This is a genomic window from Bradyrhizobium sp. USDA 4473, from assembly GCF_054063335.1.
Genome location: NZ_JBSSGE010000001.1, coordinates 876,820 through 891,443 on the forward strand (window position 1 = coordinate 876,820; position 14,624 = coordinate 891,443).

General features: G+C 65.1%; 15 protein-coding genes. 7 read left to right on the forward strand and 8 right to left on the reverse strand.

Annotated features, from left to right (window positions below):
• Positions 1-97: 97 nt before the first annotated feature.
• Positions 98-1,534 (forward strand): glutamine synthetase family protein, encoded by a 1,437-nt coding sequence (locus ACVW17_RS04120; protein WP_456750760.1) that lies wholly within the window; start codon positions 98-100, stop codon positions 1,532-1,534.
• Positions 1,535-1,568: 34 nt separating this feature from the next.
• Here the strand turns inward: ACVW17_RS04120 and ACVW17_RS04125 are convergent, their stop codons facing one another.
• Positions 1,569-2,369 (reverse strand): response regulator transcription factor, encoded by an 801-nt coding sequence (locus tag ACVW17_RS04125; RefSeq protein ID WP_456750761.1) that lies wholly within the window; start codon positions 2,367-2,369, stop codon positions 1,569-1,571.
• Positions 2,370-2,794: 425 nt separating this feature from the next.
• Here ACVW17_RS04125 and ACVW17_RS04130 point away from each other — a divergent pair, with 425 nt between their 5' ends.
• Genes ACVW17_RS04130 through ACVW17_RS04150 form a run of 5 tightly spaced genes read left to right on the forward strand, consistent with a single transcriptional unit; the run spans position 2,795 to position 7,262 of the window.
• Complete coding sequence (locus tag ACVW17_RS04130) at positions 2,795-4,027, forward strand: acyl-CoA dehydrogenase family protein (RefSeq protein WP_456750762.1); 1,233 nt, start codon at positions 2,795-2,797, stop codon at positions 4,025-4,027.
• Positions 4,028-4,054: 27 nt separating this feature from the next.
• Entirely contained in the window at positions 4,055-4,603 is a 549-nt protein-coding gene (locus ACVW17_RS04135) for an NAD(P)H-dependent oxidoreductase (RefSeq protein ID WP_456750763.1), read from the forward strand.
• A 54-nt stretch (positions 4,604-4,657) separates the two neighbouring features.
• Complete coding sequence (locus tag ACVW17_RS04140) at positions 4,658-5,461, forward strand: alpha/beta fold hydrolase (RefSeq protein WP_456750764.1); 804 nt, start codon at positions 4,658-4,660, stop codon at positions 5,459-5,461.
• A 39-nt stretch (positions 5,462-5,500) separates the two neighbouring features.
• Positions 5,501-5,944, forward strand: coding sequence for a cupin domain-containing protein (locus tag ACVW17_RS04145; protein ID WP_456750765.1), 444 nt, complete (start codon positions 5,501-5,503; stop codon positions 5,942-5,944).
• 46 nt (positions 5,945-5,990) lie between these two features.
• Positions 5,991-7,262 carry an MFS transporter gene (locus ACVW17_RS04150; protein WP_456750766.1) on the forward strand — a complete coding sequence of 424 codons (1,272 nt, stop codon included), beginning with the start codon at positions 5,991-5,993 and terminating at the stop codon, positions 7,260-7,262.
• Positions 7,263-7,518: 256 nt separating this feature from the next.
• On the opposite strand, the gene ACVW17_RS04155 is transcribed toward ACVW17_RS04150, so the two are convergent.
• The 5 genes from ACVW17_RS04155 to ACVW17_RS04175 form a co-directional block, all read right to left on the reverse strand.
• Positions 7,519-8,247 carry an ABC transporter ATP-binding protein gene (locus tag ACVW17_RS04155; RefSeq protein ID WP_456750767.1) on the reverse strand — a complete coding sequence of 243 codons (729 nt, stop codon included), beginning with the start codon at positions 8,245-8,247 and terminating at the stop codon, positions 7,519-7,521.
• The gene (locus tag ACVW17_RS04160) at positions 8,240-9,007 is read right to left on the reverse strand and encodes an ABC transporter ATP-binding protein (RefSeq protein ID WP_456756336.1); all 768 of its coding nucleotides are present in this window, start codon (positions 9,005-9,007) and stop codon (positions 8,240-8,242) included. The genes ACVW17_RS04155 and ACVW17_RS04160 overlap by 8 nt, the downstream gene beginning before the upstream one ends.
• Before the next feature lie 4 nt (positions 9,008-9,011).
• A complete protein-coding gene (locus ACVW17_RS04165) occupies positions 9,012-9,959 on the reverse strand; it encodes a branched-chain amino acid ABC transporter permease (RefSeq protein ID WP_456750768.1) in 948 nt (315 codons plus the stop codon).
• The gene (locus ACVW17_RS04170) at positions 9,956-10,873 is read right to left on the reverse strand and encodes a branched-chain amino acid ABC transporter permease (protein WP_456750769.1); all 918 of its coding nucleotides are present in this window, start codon (positions 10,871-10,873) and stop codon (positions 9,956-9,958) included. The genes ACVW17_RS04165 and ACVW17_RS04170 overlap by 4 nt, the downstream gene beginning before the upstream one ends.
• Positions 10,874-11,144: 271 nt before the next feature.
• Positions 11,145-12,317, reverse strand: coding sequence for an ABC transporter substrate-binding protein (locus ACVW17_RS04175; RefSeq protein ID WP_456750770.1), 1,173 nt, complete (start codon positions 12,315-12,317; stop codon positions 11,145-11,147).
• Positions 12,318-12,537: 220 nt separating this feature from the next.
• On the opposite strand from ACVW17_RS04175, the gene ACVW17_RS04180 reads away from it, so the two are divergent.
• On the forward strand, positions 12,538-13,269 hold the full coding sequence (locus ACVW17_RS04180; RefSeq protein ID WP_456750771.1) for a DUF805 domain-containing protein: 732 nt from the start codon (positions 12,538-12,540) through the stop codon (positions 13,267-13,269).
• Positions 13,270-13,374: 105 nt separating this feature from the next.
• Here the strand turns inward: ACVW17_RS04180 and ACVW17_RS04185 are convergent, their stop codons facing one another.
• Complete coding sequence (locus ACVW17_RS04185; RefSeq protein ID WP_456796792.1) at positions 13,375-14,271, reverse strand: sigma-70 family RNA polymerase sigma factor; 897 nt, start codon at positions 14,269-14,271, stop codon at positions 13,375-13,377.
• Between the two features lie 35 nt (positions 14,272-14,306).
• A complete protein-coding gene (locus ACVW17_RS04190) occupies positions 14,307-14,615 on the reverse strand; it encodes a hypothetical protein (protein WP_456750773.1) in 309 nt (102 codons plus the stop codon).
• Positions 14,616-14,624 lie beyond the last annotated feature (9 nt).

Here is a 14,624-nt window from a genome sequence, read left to right on the forward strand (position 1 = left end):
TGCGAGCGAAGCGAAGCAATCCATCGCGCCGCTTGCCGAGACATGGATTGCTTCGCTTCGCTCGCAATGACGACTGCTGAGACAGAGGAGTAACGCGGTGAGCTTCGTCGAGCGTCACGGCCTGTGGTCGGATGAGCAGAAGGAGGCGGCGCAACGCCTCCGCCGCATCGTCGAAGAGAACAACCTCGAGGTCATCCGCCTCTCGTTCCCCGACCAGCACGGCATCCTGCGCGGCAAGACGCTGATCGCAGCCGAAGCGGTGCGCTCGCTGGAGGGCGGCTGCTCGATCACCACCACGATGCTCGCCAAGGACACCTCGCACAAGACGGTGTTTCCGGTGTTCACGTCAGGCGGCGGTTTCGGCATGAAGGAGATGGAGGGCGCGGCCGACGTGCTGATGGTCGCCGACCCGACCACGTTCCGCGTGCTGCCCTGGGCGCCGACCACCGGCTGGCTGCTCTGCGATCTCTATTTCAGCGACGGCCGGCCGGTGCCGTTCGCGACCCGCAACCTCTATCGCAAGGTGCTCGATCAGCTCGCCGGCCGCGGCTACGATTTCGTCGCCGGCCTCGAGGTCGAATTCCATCTGTTCAAGCTCGACGACGCGCATATGGCGCCGGAGGATGCCGGTCAGCCCGGACGGCCGCCGTCGGTCAGCCTACTGTCGCACGGCTATCAGTACCTCACCGAGCAGCGATACGATCAGATGGAGCCGGCGCTGGAGATCATCCGTCGCGACATCATCGCGCTCGGCCTGCCGTTGCGCTCGGTCGAGGTCGAGTTCGGCCCGAGCCAGTGCGAATTCACCTTCGCGCCGACCGTGGGGCTCGCGCCCGCCGACACCATGGTGCTGTTTCGCTCCGCGGTGAAGCAGATCGCGCGCCGCCACGGCTATCACGCCACCTTCATGTGCCGCCCGAAGCTGCCCAATGTATTTGCGAGCGGCTGGCATCTGCACCAATCGCTGGTGTCGCGCGCGGGCGGCGAGAATGCCTTCATGGCCAAGGAGATTGGCGAGCCGCTCAGCCCGCTCGGCCGGGCCTGGCTCGCCGGCCTGATCGAGCACGCGCGGGCCTCGACCGTGTTCACGACGCCGACCATCAACGGCTACAAGCGCTACCGCTCCTATTCATTGGCGCCGGACCGCGCGATCTGGGGCCGCGACAACCGCGGCGTGATGATCCGCGTGCTTGGCGGCGCGGGCGATCCGGCGACGCGGCTGGAGAACCGGATCGGCGAGCCGGCCGCCAATCCCTATCTCTACATGGCTTCGCAAATCCTCTCCGGCCTCGACGGCGTCGACCGCAAGCTCGATCCCGGCCGGTCCGCCGACACGCCCTACGAGACGAAAGCTGCGCTGCTGCCGAAGTCGCTGCGCGAAGCGGTGTTCGCGCTTCAGGACGATCCGTTCTTCCGCCAGGCATTGGGGCCTGAGTTCGTCGACTACTACGTCTTCATCAAGAACGCGGAGATCGAGCGCTTCCAGGCCGAGGTATCGGACTGGGAGCAGCGCGAGTATTTCGAGATGTTTTGAGGGCCGCTTTCCTCCGGCGAGGACGGAGCAAACCTCAATGGCGCGAGCTGTCGCGCAACAGGCGCGCCGCCAGTTCGGTGCGGTTGTGCGCGCCAAACCGCCGGCAGAGATTGGCGACGTGTTCCTTGACGGTCTGATCCGAGATCCCCATCTCGCGCGCGATTTCCTTGTTGGTCTGGCCGCGGCAAATCCGGATTGCGACATCGGCCGAGCGTGGCGGGAGCCGCAGCGCGAGCATGGACGGCTGCGGCAACACCGCGCGCTCCGGCAACGCGATGGCCTCGTGCTTCCGCTCGAGCTCACCTGAATTCATCATGTTCGTCACGGCGAGCGAGCCCGCCCGGCACAGCATGTCCATCCGCTGCTGCAACAGCGGGGTGTACGGAGCTTCGGCATCCGTCGTCGCAGTGAACAGCACGCCAATGATCTTGTGGCCGCACCGCAATGGGCCGCCCATGTTGTAGCTGAAGCCCCACTCCCTCAGCATCTCGAACGACGCGCTGCGATGCCAATGCGCTGAGCCATGCAGCGACGCGCCGTCGACGACCCGGCCACCGGTCAGGATGCAGTCGAGCACCGGATCGCGTTTCCAGAAACCCGCCCTGTAATTGTCGAGCAGGCCCTCCGCGACATGGCGGCTGTAAACCAGCTCGGGCTCGGCACCGTCGAGCAGATAGAGGCCGACGGTCGGAGAGCCGGTCAGGCTGCTGATCGCCGCGCAGCAGGCCACGCCGAGTCCATGCACCGACCGGCTCTCAGCGATGGACATGAGCCCATCGGCGAGCCGGCGCTCAGGCAGATGATCCAACTGCATTCGTCCCGCAGCCACCGCCACTCCTTGCGCGCTCGCGCTGCACCAGCCCCCCCGGACAGCTGCGCCGTTGACGGATCTTATAGGATTAAAATTTCTGCGCTGCCTCACGATTGGTCAAGCGAAAAGAAGCGGCAGCAATGCTTCAGATCGGGCGCGAGCCATGGCCGCGATCCCCCCATGCTGGGGGATTGCCGGGTTCCGGAGCCGTCTCCTAGCATCGTGACATCGCAATCGCGCGAGCCTGCGTGCCGGCTTAGACCGCCGTCGCGCGGTTCCGGCGGGACATGACATCGATCACAGGCACGCTCCGCCGCTCGCCCAACCCATGGCGGGCAAAGGCAGAGCCGTGCCCGCGCCCGGGCAGGATCCCGCCGTCCGATTTCAACCACCCCTCGCGTCACCGGCTGGTGCACGCGGCGGGAACGTCCGACCTGGAGATCTCGACCATGAACGTATCTGCCCAGCGCGTCGCCAGGCCATCCGGCACCACGACCGCCGCCGAGTTTCACGCCCGTCTCGACGCGCTGCTGCCGCTGGTGGAAGCCAGGGCAGCCGACGCCGAGGCCCAGGGCTATCTCACCGACGACGTGGTCGCCGCGCTGCGCAAGGCCGGCATCTACACCATGCTGTTTCCGAAACAGGTCGGCGGCGCGGAATTGCTGCCGTTCGACGCGATGACGGTGATCGAGCGCCTGTCCTACGTCCACGCTTCGGCCGGCTGGTGCGTGATCGGCAACAACATGGAAGGCACCACCCTCGCGATCTATGTCGAGGACGAAGGGATCAAGCAGGTCTTCGCCAACGGTCCCGACATCACCATTGCCGGAAACGGCGTGCCGCGCGGCTTCGCCCGGCCGGTCGATGGCGGCTACATGATCCGCGGCAATTGGGCCTATGGCAGCGGCATCCAGCACGCCGAATGGGTGCATTCCGGCTGCTTCGTCACCGATCCGACCGGCAAGGACATCGTGATGGGCCCCAACGGCCAGCCCAAGATCGTGGTCACCCATCACCCGCGCGCGACCATCAAGCTGATGGGCAACTGGGATGTGCTCGGCCTGCGCGCCACCGGCAGCTTCGACTACACCATCAGCGAAGGCACCGAGCTGTTCGTGCCGACCCATATGACCTACGACTTCGACATCGGCGCGCCCCGCCGCGGCGGCGTGCAGGGCGCGCTCGGCCTTGCCGGCTACAGTGCCTGGGCACATTCCGGCTGGGCGGTCGGCGTCGGGCGCCGCATGCTCGATGAACTCGTCAAGGTCATCGTGCAGCGCCAGGACGCTTTCGGCAAATCGAGCGAGAGCGCGAGCTTCAAGTTCCAGTTCGCCCAGGTCGAGGCGCGCTTCCGCGCCGCGCGGGCATTGGTGCACGAGACCTGGCGCGAGGTGTCGGACGCTTGCGCGCGCGGCGAAACTCCGACGCTCGACCAGATGACGATGATCAAGCTGTCGCTGCGCCACATTCACGACGTGATTTCCGACACCGCCACCTTCGCGCACCGCGCCGCGCGGGGCGCTTCGCTGCACAACACGCCGATGCAGCGCTTCTATCGCGACATCCATTCCGGGACGCAGCACATCCTGATGGCCGACCAGATCGTCGAGGAATGCGGACGCGCCCTGCTCGGCCTGCCCGCTCCCGGATCGCATTGGACCGTGTTCGGCGTCGCAGGCTGAGGCTTGCCATCGGATGAGGGTGGTCACGTGACGAAGCCCCGCATCGTCGGTTTCTGCGGCAACACCTGGCGACCGTCCAAGGCGCGCGCCCTGGTCGAGGCCGTCGGCGCCGAGCTGCACGTCCGACATCCGCTCACATTCGAGGTTCTCGATCTGGTCGATGCCGGTCCCGGCATCGCCGGATTTACCCGGGCCGCGCTCGACGAGCACGCCCGCATCGTGATCGAGGCCATCGAGCAGGCCGACGGCCTCGTGATCGGCTGTCCGGTGTTCCAGGGCTCCTATCCGGGCCTGTTCAAGCACGTCTTCGACCTGATCGAGCCCAACACGCTGCGCAATCGTCCCGTGGTGCTGACGGCCGTCGGCGGCGGGCTGCGCCACTCCCTGGTGGTTGAGCATCAGCTGCGGCCGCTGTTCGGCTTCTTCGAGGCCTGCACCGTGTCGACCGCAATCTACGCCAGCCGCGGCGAGCTCGCGTCCGGCGCACCGCTGCCGCCGATCATCACTGCGCGGATCGCCAATGCGGCCGAACAGTTCGCCGCTCTGTTGAGGGGCCGTCGCGCCGACGCCGCATGAGCAACCTCAACGCTCCCTGCACAGCCTTGCCGCCTTCAACCGGAGACTCCGATCATGCCTGATGCTGCCGCCAAGGCTTTGCCCGACCTGACCGGCTTCACCCGCTCGGAATACGATATCAACGGCGCGCGGACCGTGGTCCACAGCATCGGAAGCGGACCAGCGCTGGTGTTCCTGCACGGCACCGGCACCTTTACCGGCTTCGAGATGGCACGTGCGTGGGCCACCCGGCACAGCGTGGTCATCCCCTATCATATCGGCTTCGGCGATTCCGGCGATGCGGACGTGATCGACACCGCTGAGGATCATGTCCTGCACTATATGGACCTGTTCGACCGGCTGGGTCTCGACACATTCGACCTCGCCGGATTTTCCCTCGGCGGATGGCTTGCCGCCGAATTTGCGATCCGCCAACCGCAACGGGTGCGCCGGCTCGTGCTGGTCGCCCCCGCCGGGCTCGTCGTCGCTGACGCGCCGGCACCCGGGCTGTTCGAGATCGCTCCGCACGAGCTGCCGTCCTACCTCGCGCACGATCCGGCGGCGGCCCTACGCTATTTCCCGCAAAACCCAGATCCTGCATTCGACGCGCGGCTCGGGCGCGAGGTCACGGGCTTCGCCAAGCTGATCCGCAACGACCCGCAGGGTAACCCGAAGCTCGCGCATTGGCTGCACCGGATCGGCGCGCCGACCCTCGTTCTCTGGGGCGCCGAGGATCGCTTGCGTCCGACCGCCCAGGCACACGCGTGGATCGCCGGCCTTGCCGACGGACGTCTCGTCCTGGTGCCGGCGACCGGACATCTCGTATTCGAGGAAACACCGGCGGCCGCTCGTCACGTCACCGATTTCCTCGCCGGCTGAACGGCCGAACGCAATCCCGCAACACCAAAGGACACCACCATGATCGACATGCCTCCCGGCGTCACGGCAAACAACGAAGGCTTCGGCGATATCGTCTGGAACATCCTGGGTCAGACCTACACCTTAAAGCAGCAATCCGAAGCCTCGATGGCCTGGCACGCGGTGTTTCCGGACGGCACCTTCGTCCCCCCGCACGTGCATCCGACGCAGGACGAATTCATCTACGTCCTGAGCGGCCGCTACGACCTGTGGCTCGACGGCAAGGATTTTGTCGCTGGGGCCGGCGACCTGGTCCGCATGCCCAAGGGAGTGCCGCACGGGATCTTCAATCGATCGGGCGAGACCGCGACCAGCCTGTTCTGGGTGGCGCCGACCCGCTCGCTGAAGACGTTGTTCGAGCGCATCCACAATGTTCCGGACCCGCAGGAGGTGGTGCGCATCGCCGCCGAGCACGAGGTCGATTTCCTGCCGCCACCGGCCTGACGGCGTATTCATCTCCATTTGATCGCGATCACCGAGAGGACCCATCATGAGCTGGACCACCATTTCCGAGACCGATCGCCAGAGGATTGCAGGCTGGCAAAAAGGCATGCTGCTGCTCGCGATCCTGTGCGAGATCTTTCTTGCCGCGGATTGGTACGCGTTCGCCGCCGTGCTTCCCTTCGTATCGGAAACGCTCAAGCTCAATCCTGCCGAGGCCGGTCTCGCCCAGGGCATCTTCGCCCTCACCTACGGCATCGGCATGGTGGTCTGGTCTCCGGTCAGCCGATCGATGTCGGCGCGCAACATGCTGCTGATCGGGCTCGCGGGCACCGGGCTCGGCATGGTGTTGCAGGTGTTCGTGCAGAGCTACATCGAACTCGTCGTGCTGCGGCTCGTGATCGGCTTCTTCGATGCCGGCATCTTCATCGGCAACATGAAGCTGATCTTCGGCTGGTTCCCGCAGAGCCGGCGCGGCTCCGTCGTCGGCATGATCCTGGCAGCCTATAGCCTCGCCATCACCATGGATTTCGCACTCGGCATTCCGCTGACATTGGCCACGAGCTGGCGCACCTTCTTCGCGGTGCTGGCAATCGGCACGCTAATCGTCGCCGCGATCGACGCCCTTGTGGTCCGCAACGGTCCGCGCGAGCTCGGCATTGCCAATTTCAGCTGGGGCAACGAGCCGGCGCATGAAGCGCTGCCGCTCGCCGAGATCTTCCGCTCGAAATGGATCGCGGTCGGCGGCTTCGGCATCGTCGCCTGCACCTTCGCGATCGCCGGCACCGCCACCTGGGTGGTCCCGGCCTTCATCACCGTCCAGCATATGGCACCGGAAGCCGGAGCCGTGATCGGCACCGTGATGGGCCTGTCCCAGGTGGTCTTCCTCATGATCGGCGGCTACATGTCGGACCGGCTCGGCAAACCCTTCATGATCAAGCTCACCGCCGTGCTGGCGTTGCTGACCGCGCTGATGTTCCTGTGGAGCGTCGTCACGCCGATGCCGTTCGCCGCGTTGGTACTGCTGGCCGCACTCAGCGGCATCGCGCTGCTGGGCGGCGGCGCGATTTTCGCATTGCTGAGCGAGAAATATTCCGACGCCCTCGCCCCGGCCGCGATCGGCTATGCCGAAGTGTTCGGCATCTTCTCGGCGTTCGTGGCGCCCTGGTTGATGGGAGCCATCATCAACGCCTCCGGCGGCTCGTTCACCGGTGCCTTCGCCGCCTTTGTGATCATCGAGGCCGTCATCGTCGCGCTGCTGGTGATCCTCGCCCGGGAAAAAATCGGCCGGACCGAGCCGATCGAAAGCCCCGCGGAATAGCGACCACCGAACTGCAGGCCGCGTTAAAATCCCGGATACCGAGTTCGTGGACGAGAAATCGAACGCTTCCAGACCGAGATGCCGGACGGGAAGCACCGCGAATAGTTCGAGATGTTTTGATCCCGTGATCCGTCATCCTGAGGAGCCTGCGCAGCAGGCGTCTCGAAGGATGCACGGCCACCGACCGGGCCGTCGATCCTTCGAGGCTCGCTCCGCTCGCACCTCAGGATGACGGTAACTGAGCAATGCTTGCTGCTCAAATCCCCAAATACTTGTGCTGCAAATCCGGCTCGGCGATCAGCTGCTCGCTGGTGCCGCTCCATACCGTCTTGCCGCGCTCGATGATGTAGTGGCGGTCGGCGATGCGGGCGAGGTTGCCGACGTTCTTGTCGATCACCAGCACCGATTGCCCGCGGCCCTTCAGCATCGACAGGCAGCTCCAGATCTCGTCGCGGATCAAGGGCGCGAGGCCTTCGGTCGCCTCGTCGAGGATCAAGAGCTTCGGGTTGGTCATCAGCGCGCGGCCGATTGCGAGCATCTGCTGCTCGCCGCCGGACAGCGTGACGCCCATGTTGCCGGTGCGTTCGGCGAGCCGCGGAAACAGCGCGTGGATTTTTTCCAGCGTCCACGGATCGGAGGCATTGAGCCGATTGCCCGAGGCCGCGACGAGATTTTCGCGCACCGTCAGGTTCGGGAAGATCTGGCGGCCCTCCGGCACCAGGCCGATGCCGAGTTTCGCAATTCTGTACGACGGCAGGCCGCGTACCGCCTCGCCGGCGAAGCGGATGGCGCCGGCGCGGGCCGGCGTGAGCCCCATGATCGAGCGGATGGTGGTGGTCTTGCCCATGCCGTTGCGGCCCATCAGCGCGACCATCTCGCCCGACTTGATCGTGAGCGACAGGCCGAACAGCACCTGGCTCAAGCCATAACAGGTCTCGATCGCATCGACTTCAAGCAGGGTTTCGGCCGCCTTGGTATCAGTCATGGCGCGTCACCGCATGCTGCTCGCCGAGATAGGCGCGCTTGACCTCTTCATCCCTGCGGATCGCGTCCGGCGCGCCGCAGGCGATGACGCGGCCATAGACCAGCACCGTGATGCGATCGGCCAGCGCGAACACCGCCTCCATGTCGTGCTCGACCAGCACGATGGTGACTTTCTTGCGCAACTCCTTCAGCAGCGCGACCATCCGCGCCGACTCGGTGACGCCGAGCCCGGCCATCGGCTCGTCCAGCAGCAGGAGCTGCGGCTTGGTGGCGAGCGCGACCGCGAGCTCGAGTTCGCGCTGCTCGCCATGGCTCAACTGCGAGACCACGACGTCGGCGCGCGTGCCGAGGCCGACACGCTCCAGCGCCGCCCGCGCGGCCTCGCGCAGATGCCGCTCCTTGCGCGCATTGCCCCAGAAGCGGAAGGAGTGGCCGTCATGCGCCTGCGCCGCCAGCGCGACATTGTCGATCGCGGAAAAATCCTTGAGCAGCGAGGTGATCTGGAACGAGCGCGCCAGCCCGAGCCTCGAGCGCTTGTAGGACGGCAGATGCGTGACGTCGCGGCCGGCGAAGCGGATGGTGCCGGAATTCGGCATCACCTGGCCGGTGAGCTGGCTGATCAGCGTGGTCTTGCCGGCGCCGTTGGGGCCGATGATGGCGTGCAGCTCGCCCGGGATCACCTTCATCGAGAGGTTGTCGGTCGCGGTGATGCCGCCATAGCGGCGCACCAGATTGTCGACACGCAGCAGGGGCTCAGCCAAGGAATCAGACACGGCGCATCCTCCCGAGCAGGCCCATGATGCCGCCGCGCGCGAACAGCACGATCAAGAGCAGCACCGGGCCGAGGATCAGTCCCGAATATTCGGTGAATTGCGACAGCAGCTCCTCGAGCAGGAGATAGACGATCGCGCCGATCACGGGGCCGAACAGCGAGCCCATGCCGCCGAGGATCACCATCACCATCAAATCGCCGGAGCGGGTCCAGTACATCACGGCTGGGCTGACGAAATCGGTGTTGTTGGCCAGCAGCGCGCCGGCCAGGCCGCAGATCGTGCCTGCGATCACAAAGCAGACCAGGCGGTAACGGTTGGCATGGAAGCCGATCGCCTGCATGCGCTGCTCGTTGGAGCGGACGCCCTGCACCACGAGGCCGAAGCGCGAATTGACGATGCGCCAGATCAGATAGAGGCCGCCGAACAGGCAGGCCAGGCAGAGGTAATAGAACTGGGTGCGGTCCGACAGGTTGATCAGGCCGGCGAAATCGCTGCGCTTGTAGACGGTGAGGCCGTCGTCGCCGCCATAGCGCGACAGCGCGGAGGCGACGTAATAGGCCATCTGCGCAAAGGCCAGCGTGATCATGATGAAGTAGACGCCGCGGGTGCGCAGGCTGAGCGAGCCGATCAGCAGCGCAAACAGCGCGGAGACGGCGAGCGCCACCGGCCACTGGATGAAGCCGGAGCCGATGCCCTCGGCGGCGAGGATGCCGACGGCATAGCCGCCGATGCCGAGATAGGCGGCATGGCCGAAGCTCATCATGCCGCCATAGCCCATGATCAGGTTGAGGCTCGCAGCCGCCAGCGCATAGATCGCGATGCGGGTGAACAGCGTCAGGATGAAAATATTGCCGGTGGCCGCCGAATAGACCGGCAGCAGGATCAGCGCAGCGCACAGCAGCGCCGCGACCGCATTGGGGGCGTTGAGCTTTCGCATCATCGTTTGGCCGCCGGGAACAGCCCCTCGGGCCGCAGCACAAGGATGATCGCCATCAGGAGGTAGATCAGCATCGAGGACAGCGCCGGCGCTGCGGTGGAGGCGGCCGCTCCGCTCAACACCTTGCGCAAGAGATCAGGCAGGAAGGCGCGGCCCATGGTGTCGATGATGCCGACGAAAATCGCGGCCATGAAGGCGCCGCGGATCGAGCCGATGCCGCCGATCACGATGATGACGAAAGCCAGGATCAGGATGTTCTCGCCCATGCCGATCTGCACGGTGAGGATCGGCGCCTGCATCAGTCCGGCGAGGCCGGCGAGCGCGGCGCCCAGGCCGAACACCAGCGTGAACAGCAGCTTGATGTTGATGCCGAGCGCCCCGATCATCTCGCGGTTGGAGGCGCCGGCGCGGATCAGCATGCCGACGCGGGTCCGCATCACGACCAGATAGAGCAGTGCGGCGACCGCCAGCGCGACCACGATGATCATCAGCCGGTAGGCCGGGTAGTACACGCCTGGAATGATCTGCACCGGCACGGTGAGCCAGGCCGGCAACGGCAGCGGCAGGCCGGCCGGGCCCCAGATCAGCCGGACCGCGTCGTTGAAGAACAGGATCAGGCCGAAGGTCGCCAGCACCTGGTCGAGATGGTCGCGGCCGTAGAGATGCCTGAGCGCGACGTATTCGAGCGCGATGCCGAGCAGCAGCGTGGCACCCAGCGCCATCAGCGCGCCAAGAACAAAACTGCCGGTCCAGGCCACGAAGGTCGCCGCGAAATAGGCGCCCATCATGTAGAGCGAGCCGTGCGCCAGATTGACGAAATCCATGATGCCGAACACCAGCGTCAGTCCGGCCGCCAGCAGAAACAGCAGCAGGCCGAATTGCAGGCCGTTCAGCAGTTGTTCGACGACGAGATACATGGATCCTTCATATCGGGCTGAAACAAAACAGCGGCAGCGCGCATGCGCCGCCGCCTTTACGGCTTGTTGTTCTCCCTCGCCCCGCCCTTCGCGGGGAGAGGGTCGGGGTGAGGGGCTGTTTCCACGAGTCGAATGTGTGGAAAGAGCCCCTCACCCAATCGCTTCGCGATTGACCTCTCCCCGCATCCGCCTTCGCCCGAAGGCGGGCTACGGCGGACAAGAGAGCGGGGCAAGGTGAAGAAGCAAGCCACAGGCCAGAATTGCCCGACAATCACTTCATCGGACACTTGTCGTGGAATTTGTCCTGGTCATCCTTGACGATGGTCGCGACCGTCTTCAGCGAGAGCTGGCCGTCGGCGTCCTTGACCACGTCCTGCAGATAGAAGTTCTGGATCGGGATGTGGTTGTTGCCGTACTTGAACGGGCCGCGCAGCGACTTGAAGTTGGCCTTCTCCATCTCCGCCTTCATCGCGTCCTTCTTGGTGAGGTCGCCCTTGACAGCGACGACGGCGCTGTTGATCAGCTGGGCGGCGTCATAGGCCTGCGCGCCGTAATAGGTCGGACGCAGGCCGGGATACTTCTTGCGGTAGTCCTCGACGAACTTCTTGTTCTCGGCGTTCGGCAGGTCGTTGACCCATTCCTGGGCGCCGGGAATGCCGATCGCGTTGTCCTTCTGCAGCGGCAGCGACAATTCGTCGATCGTGAAGGCGGTGTAGAGCGGGATCTGCGCCTTGATGCCGGCCTGGGCATATTGGTTCAGGAACTGGACGCCGGCGGCGCCTGGATAGAACACGAAGATCGACTCGGCCTTGGAGTTGCGCGCCTTGGTCAGTTCGGCGGAGAAGTCGAGCTGGCTCGGCCACACCGTATATTCCTCGCCGACCACCTCGCCTTTGAAGGTGCTCTTGACGCCCGCCAGCATGTCCTTGCCGGCGGCGTAGTTCGGGCCGATCAGGAATACCGACTTGACGCCCTTCTGGTTCATGTAGAGGCCCATCGCGGCGGGCGTCTGGTCGTTCTGCCAGGAGGTCGAGAACACGTAAGGCGAGCACAGTTCGCCGGCGAGTTGCGACGGACCGGCATTGGCGGAGATCAGGAAGGTCTTGCTGTCGACCGCGGTCTTCAGCGAGGCCAGCAGCACGTTCGACCAGATGTAGCCGACGATGAAATCGACCTTGTCGGACTGCACCAGCTTCTCGGTCTTCTGCTTGCCGACGTCGGGCTTCTGCTGGTCGTCCTCGTAGATCACCTCGACCGGCTTGCCGTCGATCTTGCGGCCGAGATGGTCGAGCGCGAGCTCGAACGAATTGCGCATGTCGTTGCCGATCACGGCGGTCGGACCGCTGAAGGTCGAGACGAAGCCGATCTTGACGCTGTCAGCCGCCATCGCGGGCTGCGCCAGCGCCAACGCCATGGCGCCTGCCAGCCAAAATGCCTTCTTCATATTCACTCCCCTCCTCAACCAAAGATCCCGCAAGGGCCAATCGAGGCCTAATCGAGGCCCTGGGGGTCACGCGTTGCGCGCGTCGTTCTGTGACGTATTTTGTGCGCGATATCGCAAGTGTGCAGCAAGCATGAACCGACGGCGCTCCATTAGAACCTTCGGCGCATACCCCAGCACCTTGCATCATAATTCGTCCAAATCGACCATGGCAAGAAATATAATGCCGGTTGCGTCGGCAACGATTGTCGCAGGCCGGGCCTCCATTCCGGCAACCCGCGCCCCCAGTGCAGCAGGCTTTAACGATCCGGTAAAGCACGTGGAAACCACAGGCCGGCAGGCGCGGGCGGGCTTCATGGTCCGGAAAGCATCGCCGGGCGAGGCTGCGCCCAAAGGGGTGCGTCACATGCTCAATTACATCTTCGGCTTCAATGCCCGGATGGGCCGGTTGGCCTTCTTCTTCTGCAGCTTCGTGACCGGCATCGGCTTCCTGTTGCTGGTCTACGGCATCACCGGCAACGCACCGGCGAGCGGCCGGACGGACGTGCTGCTGGCGCAGGCCGCGAGCAGCCCCGCGCTGATCTTTGCCTTCTATGGCATGCTCGTCGTCTGCTTCATGCTGCAATCGATGCGGGTCCGCGACATCGGATGGGATCCGGTCTGCGTGATGGCGGCATGGATCGCGCTCATGGTGCTCGACAGGGCTATTGCCGGACGATTTCCCGAATATGCGCTGACCTATCAGCACACCGCAACGGTGGTCGGCACCGCCGTCAATGGCGTGATGAACCTGGTGCTGACGTTCTGGCCGGGCAGCGGCCATGCCGATAAAACGTCGCCCATGCCGCGCGAGAGCGGCAGCGATGGCATGTTCGATCGAAACAACACACCGGCCGCGGCCGGCAGCCGCATGGCGCGGATCGCCGGCGGCGAGTTCGGCGGCAAGTCGCGGTAGTGGCACGACACGTCATTGCGAGCGAAGCGAAGCAATCCATGCTTCAGCGTTGCGGAACGATGGATTGCTTCGTCGCTTCGCTCCTCGCAATGACGGTGAAGGCAATCAGCCGCGATCCACCGCCCACTCAGCCCCGTCGATCGCGTAGGGCGCATGACGAAAATCCCTGATCGTCGCGACCTTGTCGGCCGACCAGTCGAGCAGCATGAACGATCGCGGCGGCGCGTCGCGCGCATCGGGAGCGAACACCAGGATCGCCGGACGTCCCTCGACCTGTCCGGTCACCAGGTGCCAGTCGTCGATCTTCGCATAATTGCCGAAGTAGCGTGAGACCTCGGCCTTGCCGTTCAGCCGCGTCCGGTTGACGAGCTCGAGCCGGATATCGTCGGCGATCATGGCGCGGATGGCGTCGAAGTCGCGGGCGTTGAAGTGGCTGACATAGGCGTTCAGCCTGGTGCGGTCGGCCGGCGACAGGCCGGGCCGCGGCGCGTCATCCGGTTCGCCGGCGAACGCGCGCAATTGCGTGCGGCCGCGATGCAGCGCCGCCTTCACCGCGGGCAGGCTGAAGTCCATGATGCCGCAGACCTCCTGCAACGAGCAGCCGAGTACGTCCATCAGGATCACGCTGGAGCGCTGTGCCACCGGCAGCCGCATGAAGGTGCGCAGGCTGCTTGCCGCGATCTCGCGACGGCCGACATCATCGAGCTCTGCAGCCATCATGCCCACCTCCTCCGAAGCGTGGAGCGCGTCCTGGCGGTTGCGCCGCCTGAGGAAATCGAGCGCGGTGTTGTGCGCGATCCGGAACAACCAGGCTTGCGGATTCTGGATCGGGGTTGCGGACGCGAAGGCCTGCATCGCCTTGATCAGCGCGTCCTGCAGCACATCCTCGCCGTCGATCACCGAACCGACCATGCGCGCGCAGTAGCGATGCAGCCTTGGCCGCATCGCCGCCAGCAGCGCCTCGACGTCGGTCGCGGCGGGCACTTGGGGTGGTGACGTCATGATGGCTCCGCCAGATCGATCCACTGCTCGCCGGTTCACGGCTCATCCAGCATACGATAATTGCCGACAATCACCGCACTGCGAACCAGCGGCGGCTCGGCGCAACGATCCCGGATGCCGTCCTGGAAGGCCTGGAATGCGGCCAGCTTCGGGATCGGGCTCGAGCCGTCGTCGGCGGCGGTTTCGACCATGTGGATGAAAGTGTCGTCCTCCAGCCGCAGCGTCATGTAGCGCACGCCCTCCGGGCTCGCCGCCTTCAGCTCGGCAAACACCGCCGCCACCAGCGCGGCATTCTTCTCCGCCAGCTCCGGCTTGGTCTTGTACCTGATCAGGGTCCGTCTCATCGCAGCCTC

Excerpts from the sequence above, each read along its gene's own strand:
- ACVW17_RS04130 (WP_456750762.1), top strand. The coding sequence starts at position 2,795 with ATGAACGTATCTGCCCAGCGCGTCGCCAGGCCATCCGGCACCACGACC.
- ACVW17_RS04140 (WP_456750764.1), top strand. The coding sequence starts at position 4,658 with ATGCCTGATGCTGCCGCCAAGGCTTTGCCCGACCTGACCGGCTTCACC.
- ACVW17_RS04145 (WP_456750765.1), top strand. The coding sequence starts at position 5,501 with ATGATCGACATGCCTCCCGGCGTCACGGCAAACAACGAAGGCTTCGGC.
- ACVW17_RS04150 (WP_456750766.1), top strand. The coding sequence starts at position 5,991 with ATGAGCTGGACCACCATTTCCGAGACCGATCGCCAGAGGATTGCAGGC.
- ACVW17_RS04155 (WP_456750767.1), bottom strand. The coding sequence starts at position 8,247 with ATGACTGATACCAAGGCGGCCGAAACCCTGCTTGAAGTCGATGCGATC.
- ACVW17_RS04165 (WP_456750768.1), bottom strand. The coding sequence starts at position 9,959 with ATGATGCGAAAGCTCAACGCCCCCAATGCGGTCGCGGCGCTGCTGTGC.
- ACVW17_RS04170 (WP_456750769.1), bottom strand. The coding sequence starts at position 10,873 with ATGTATCTCGTCGTCGAACAACTGCTGAACGGCCTGCAATTCGGCCTG.
- ACVW17_RS04175 (WP_456750770.1), bottom strand. The coding sequence starts at position 12,317 with ATGAAGAAGGCATTTTGGCTGGCAGGCGCCATGGCGTTGGCGCTGGCG.
- ACVW17_RS04180 (WP_456750771.1), top strand. The coding sequence starts at position 12,538 with ATGCCGGTTGCGTCGGCAACGATTGTCGCAGGCCGGGCCTCCATTCCG.
- ACVW17_RS04185 (WP_456796792.1), bottom strand. The coding sequence starts at position 14,271 with ATGACGTCACCACCCCAAGTGCCCGCCGCGACCGACGTCGAGGCGCTG.
- ACVW17_RS04190 (WP_456750773.1), bottom strand. The coding sequence starts at position 14,615 with ATGAGACGGACCCTGATCAGGTACAAGACCAAGCCGGAGCTGGCGGAG.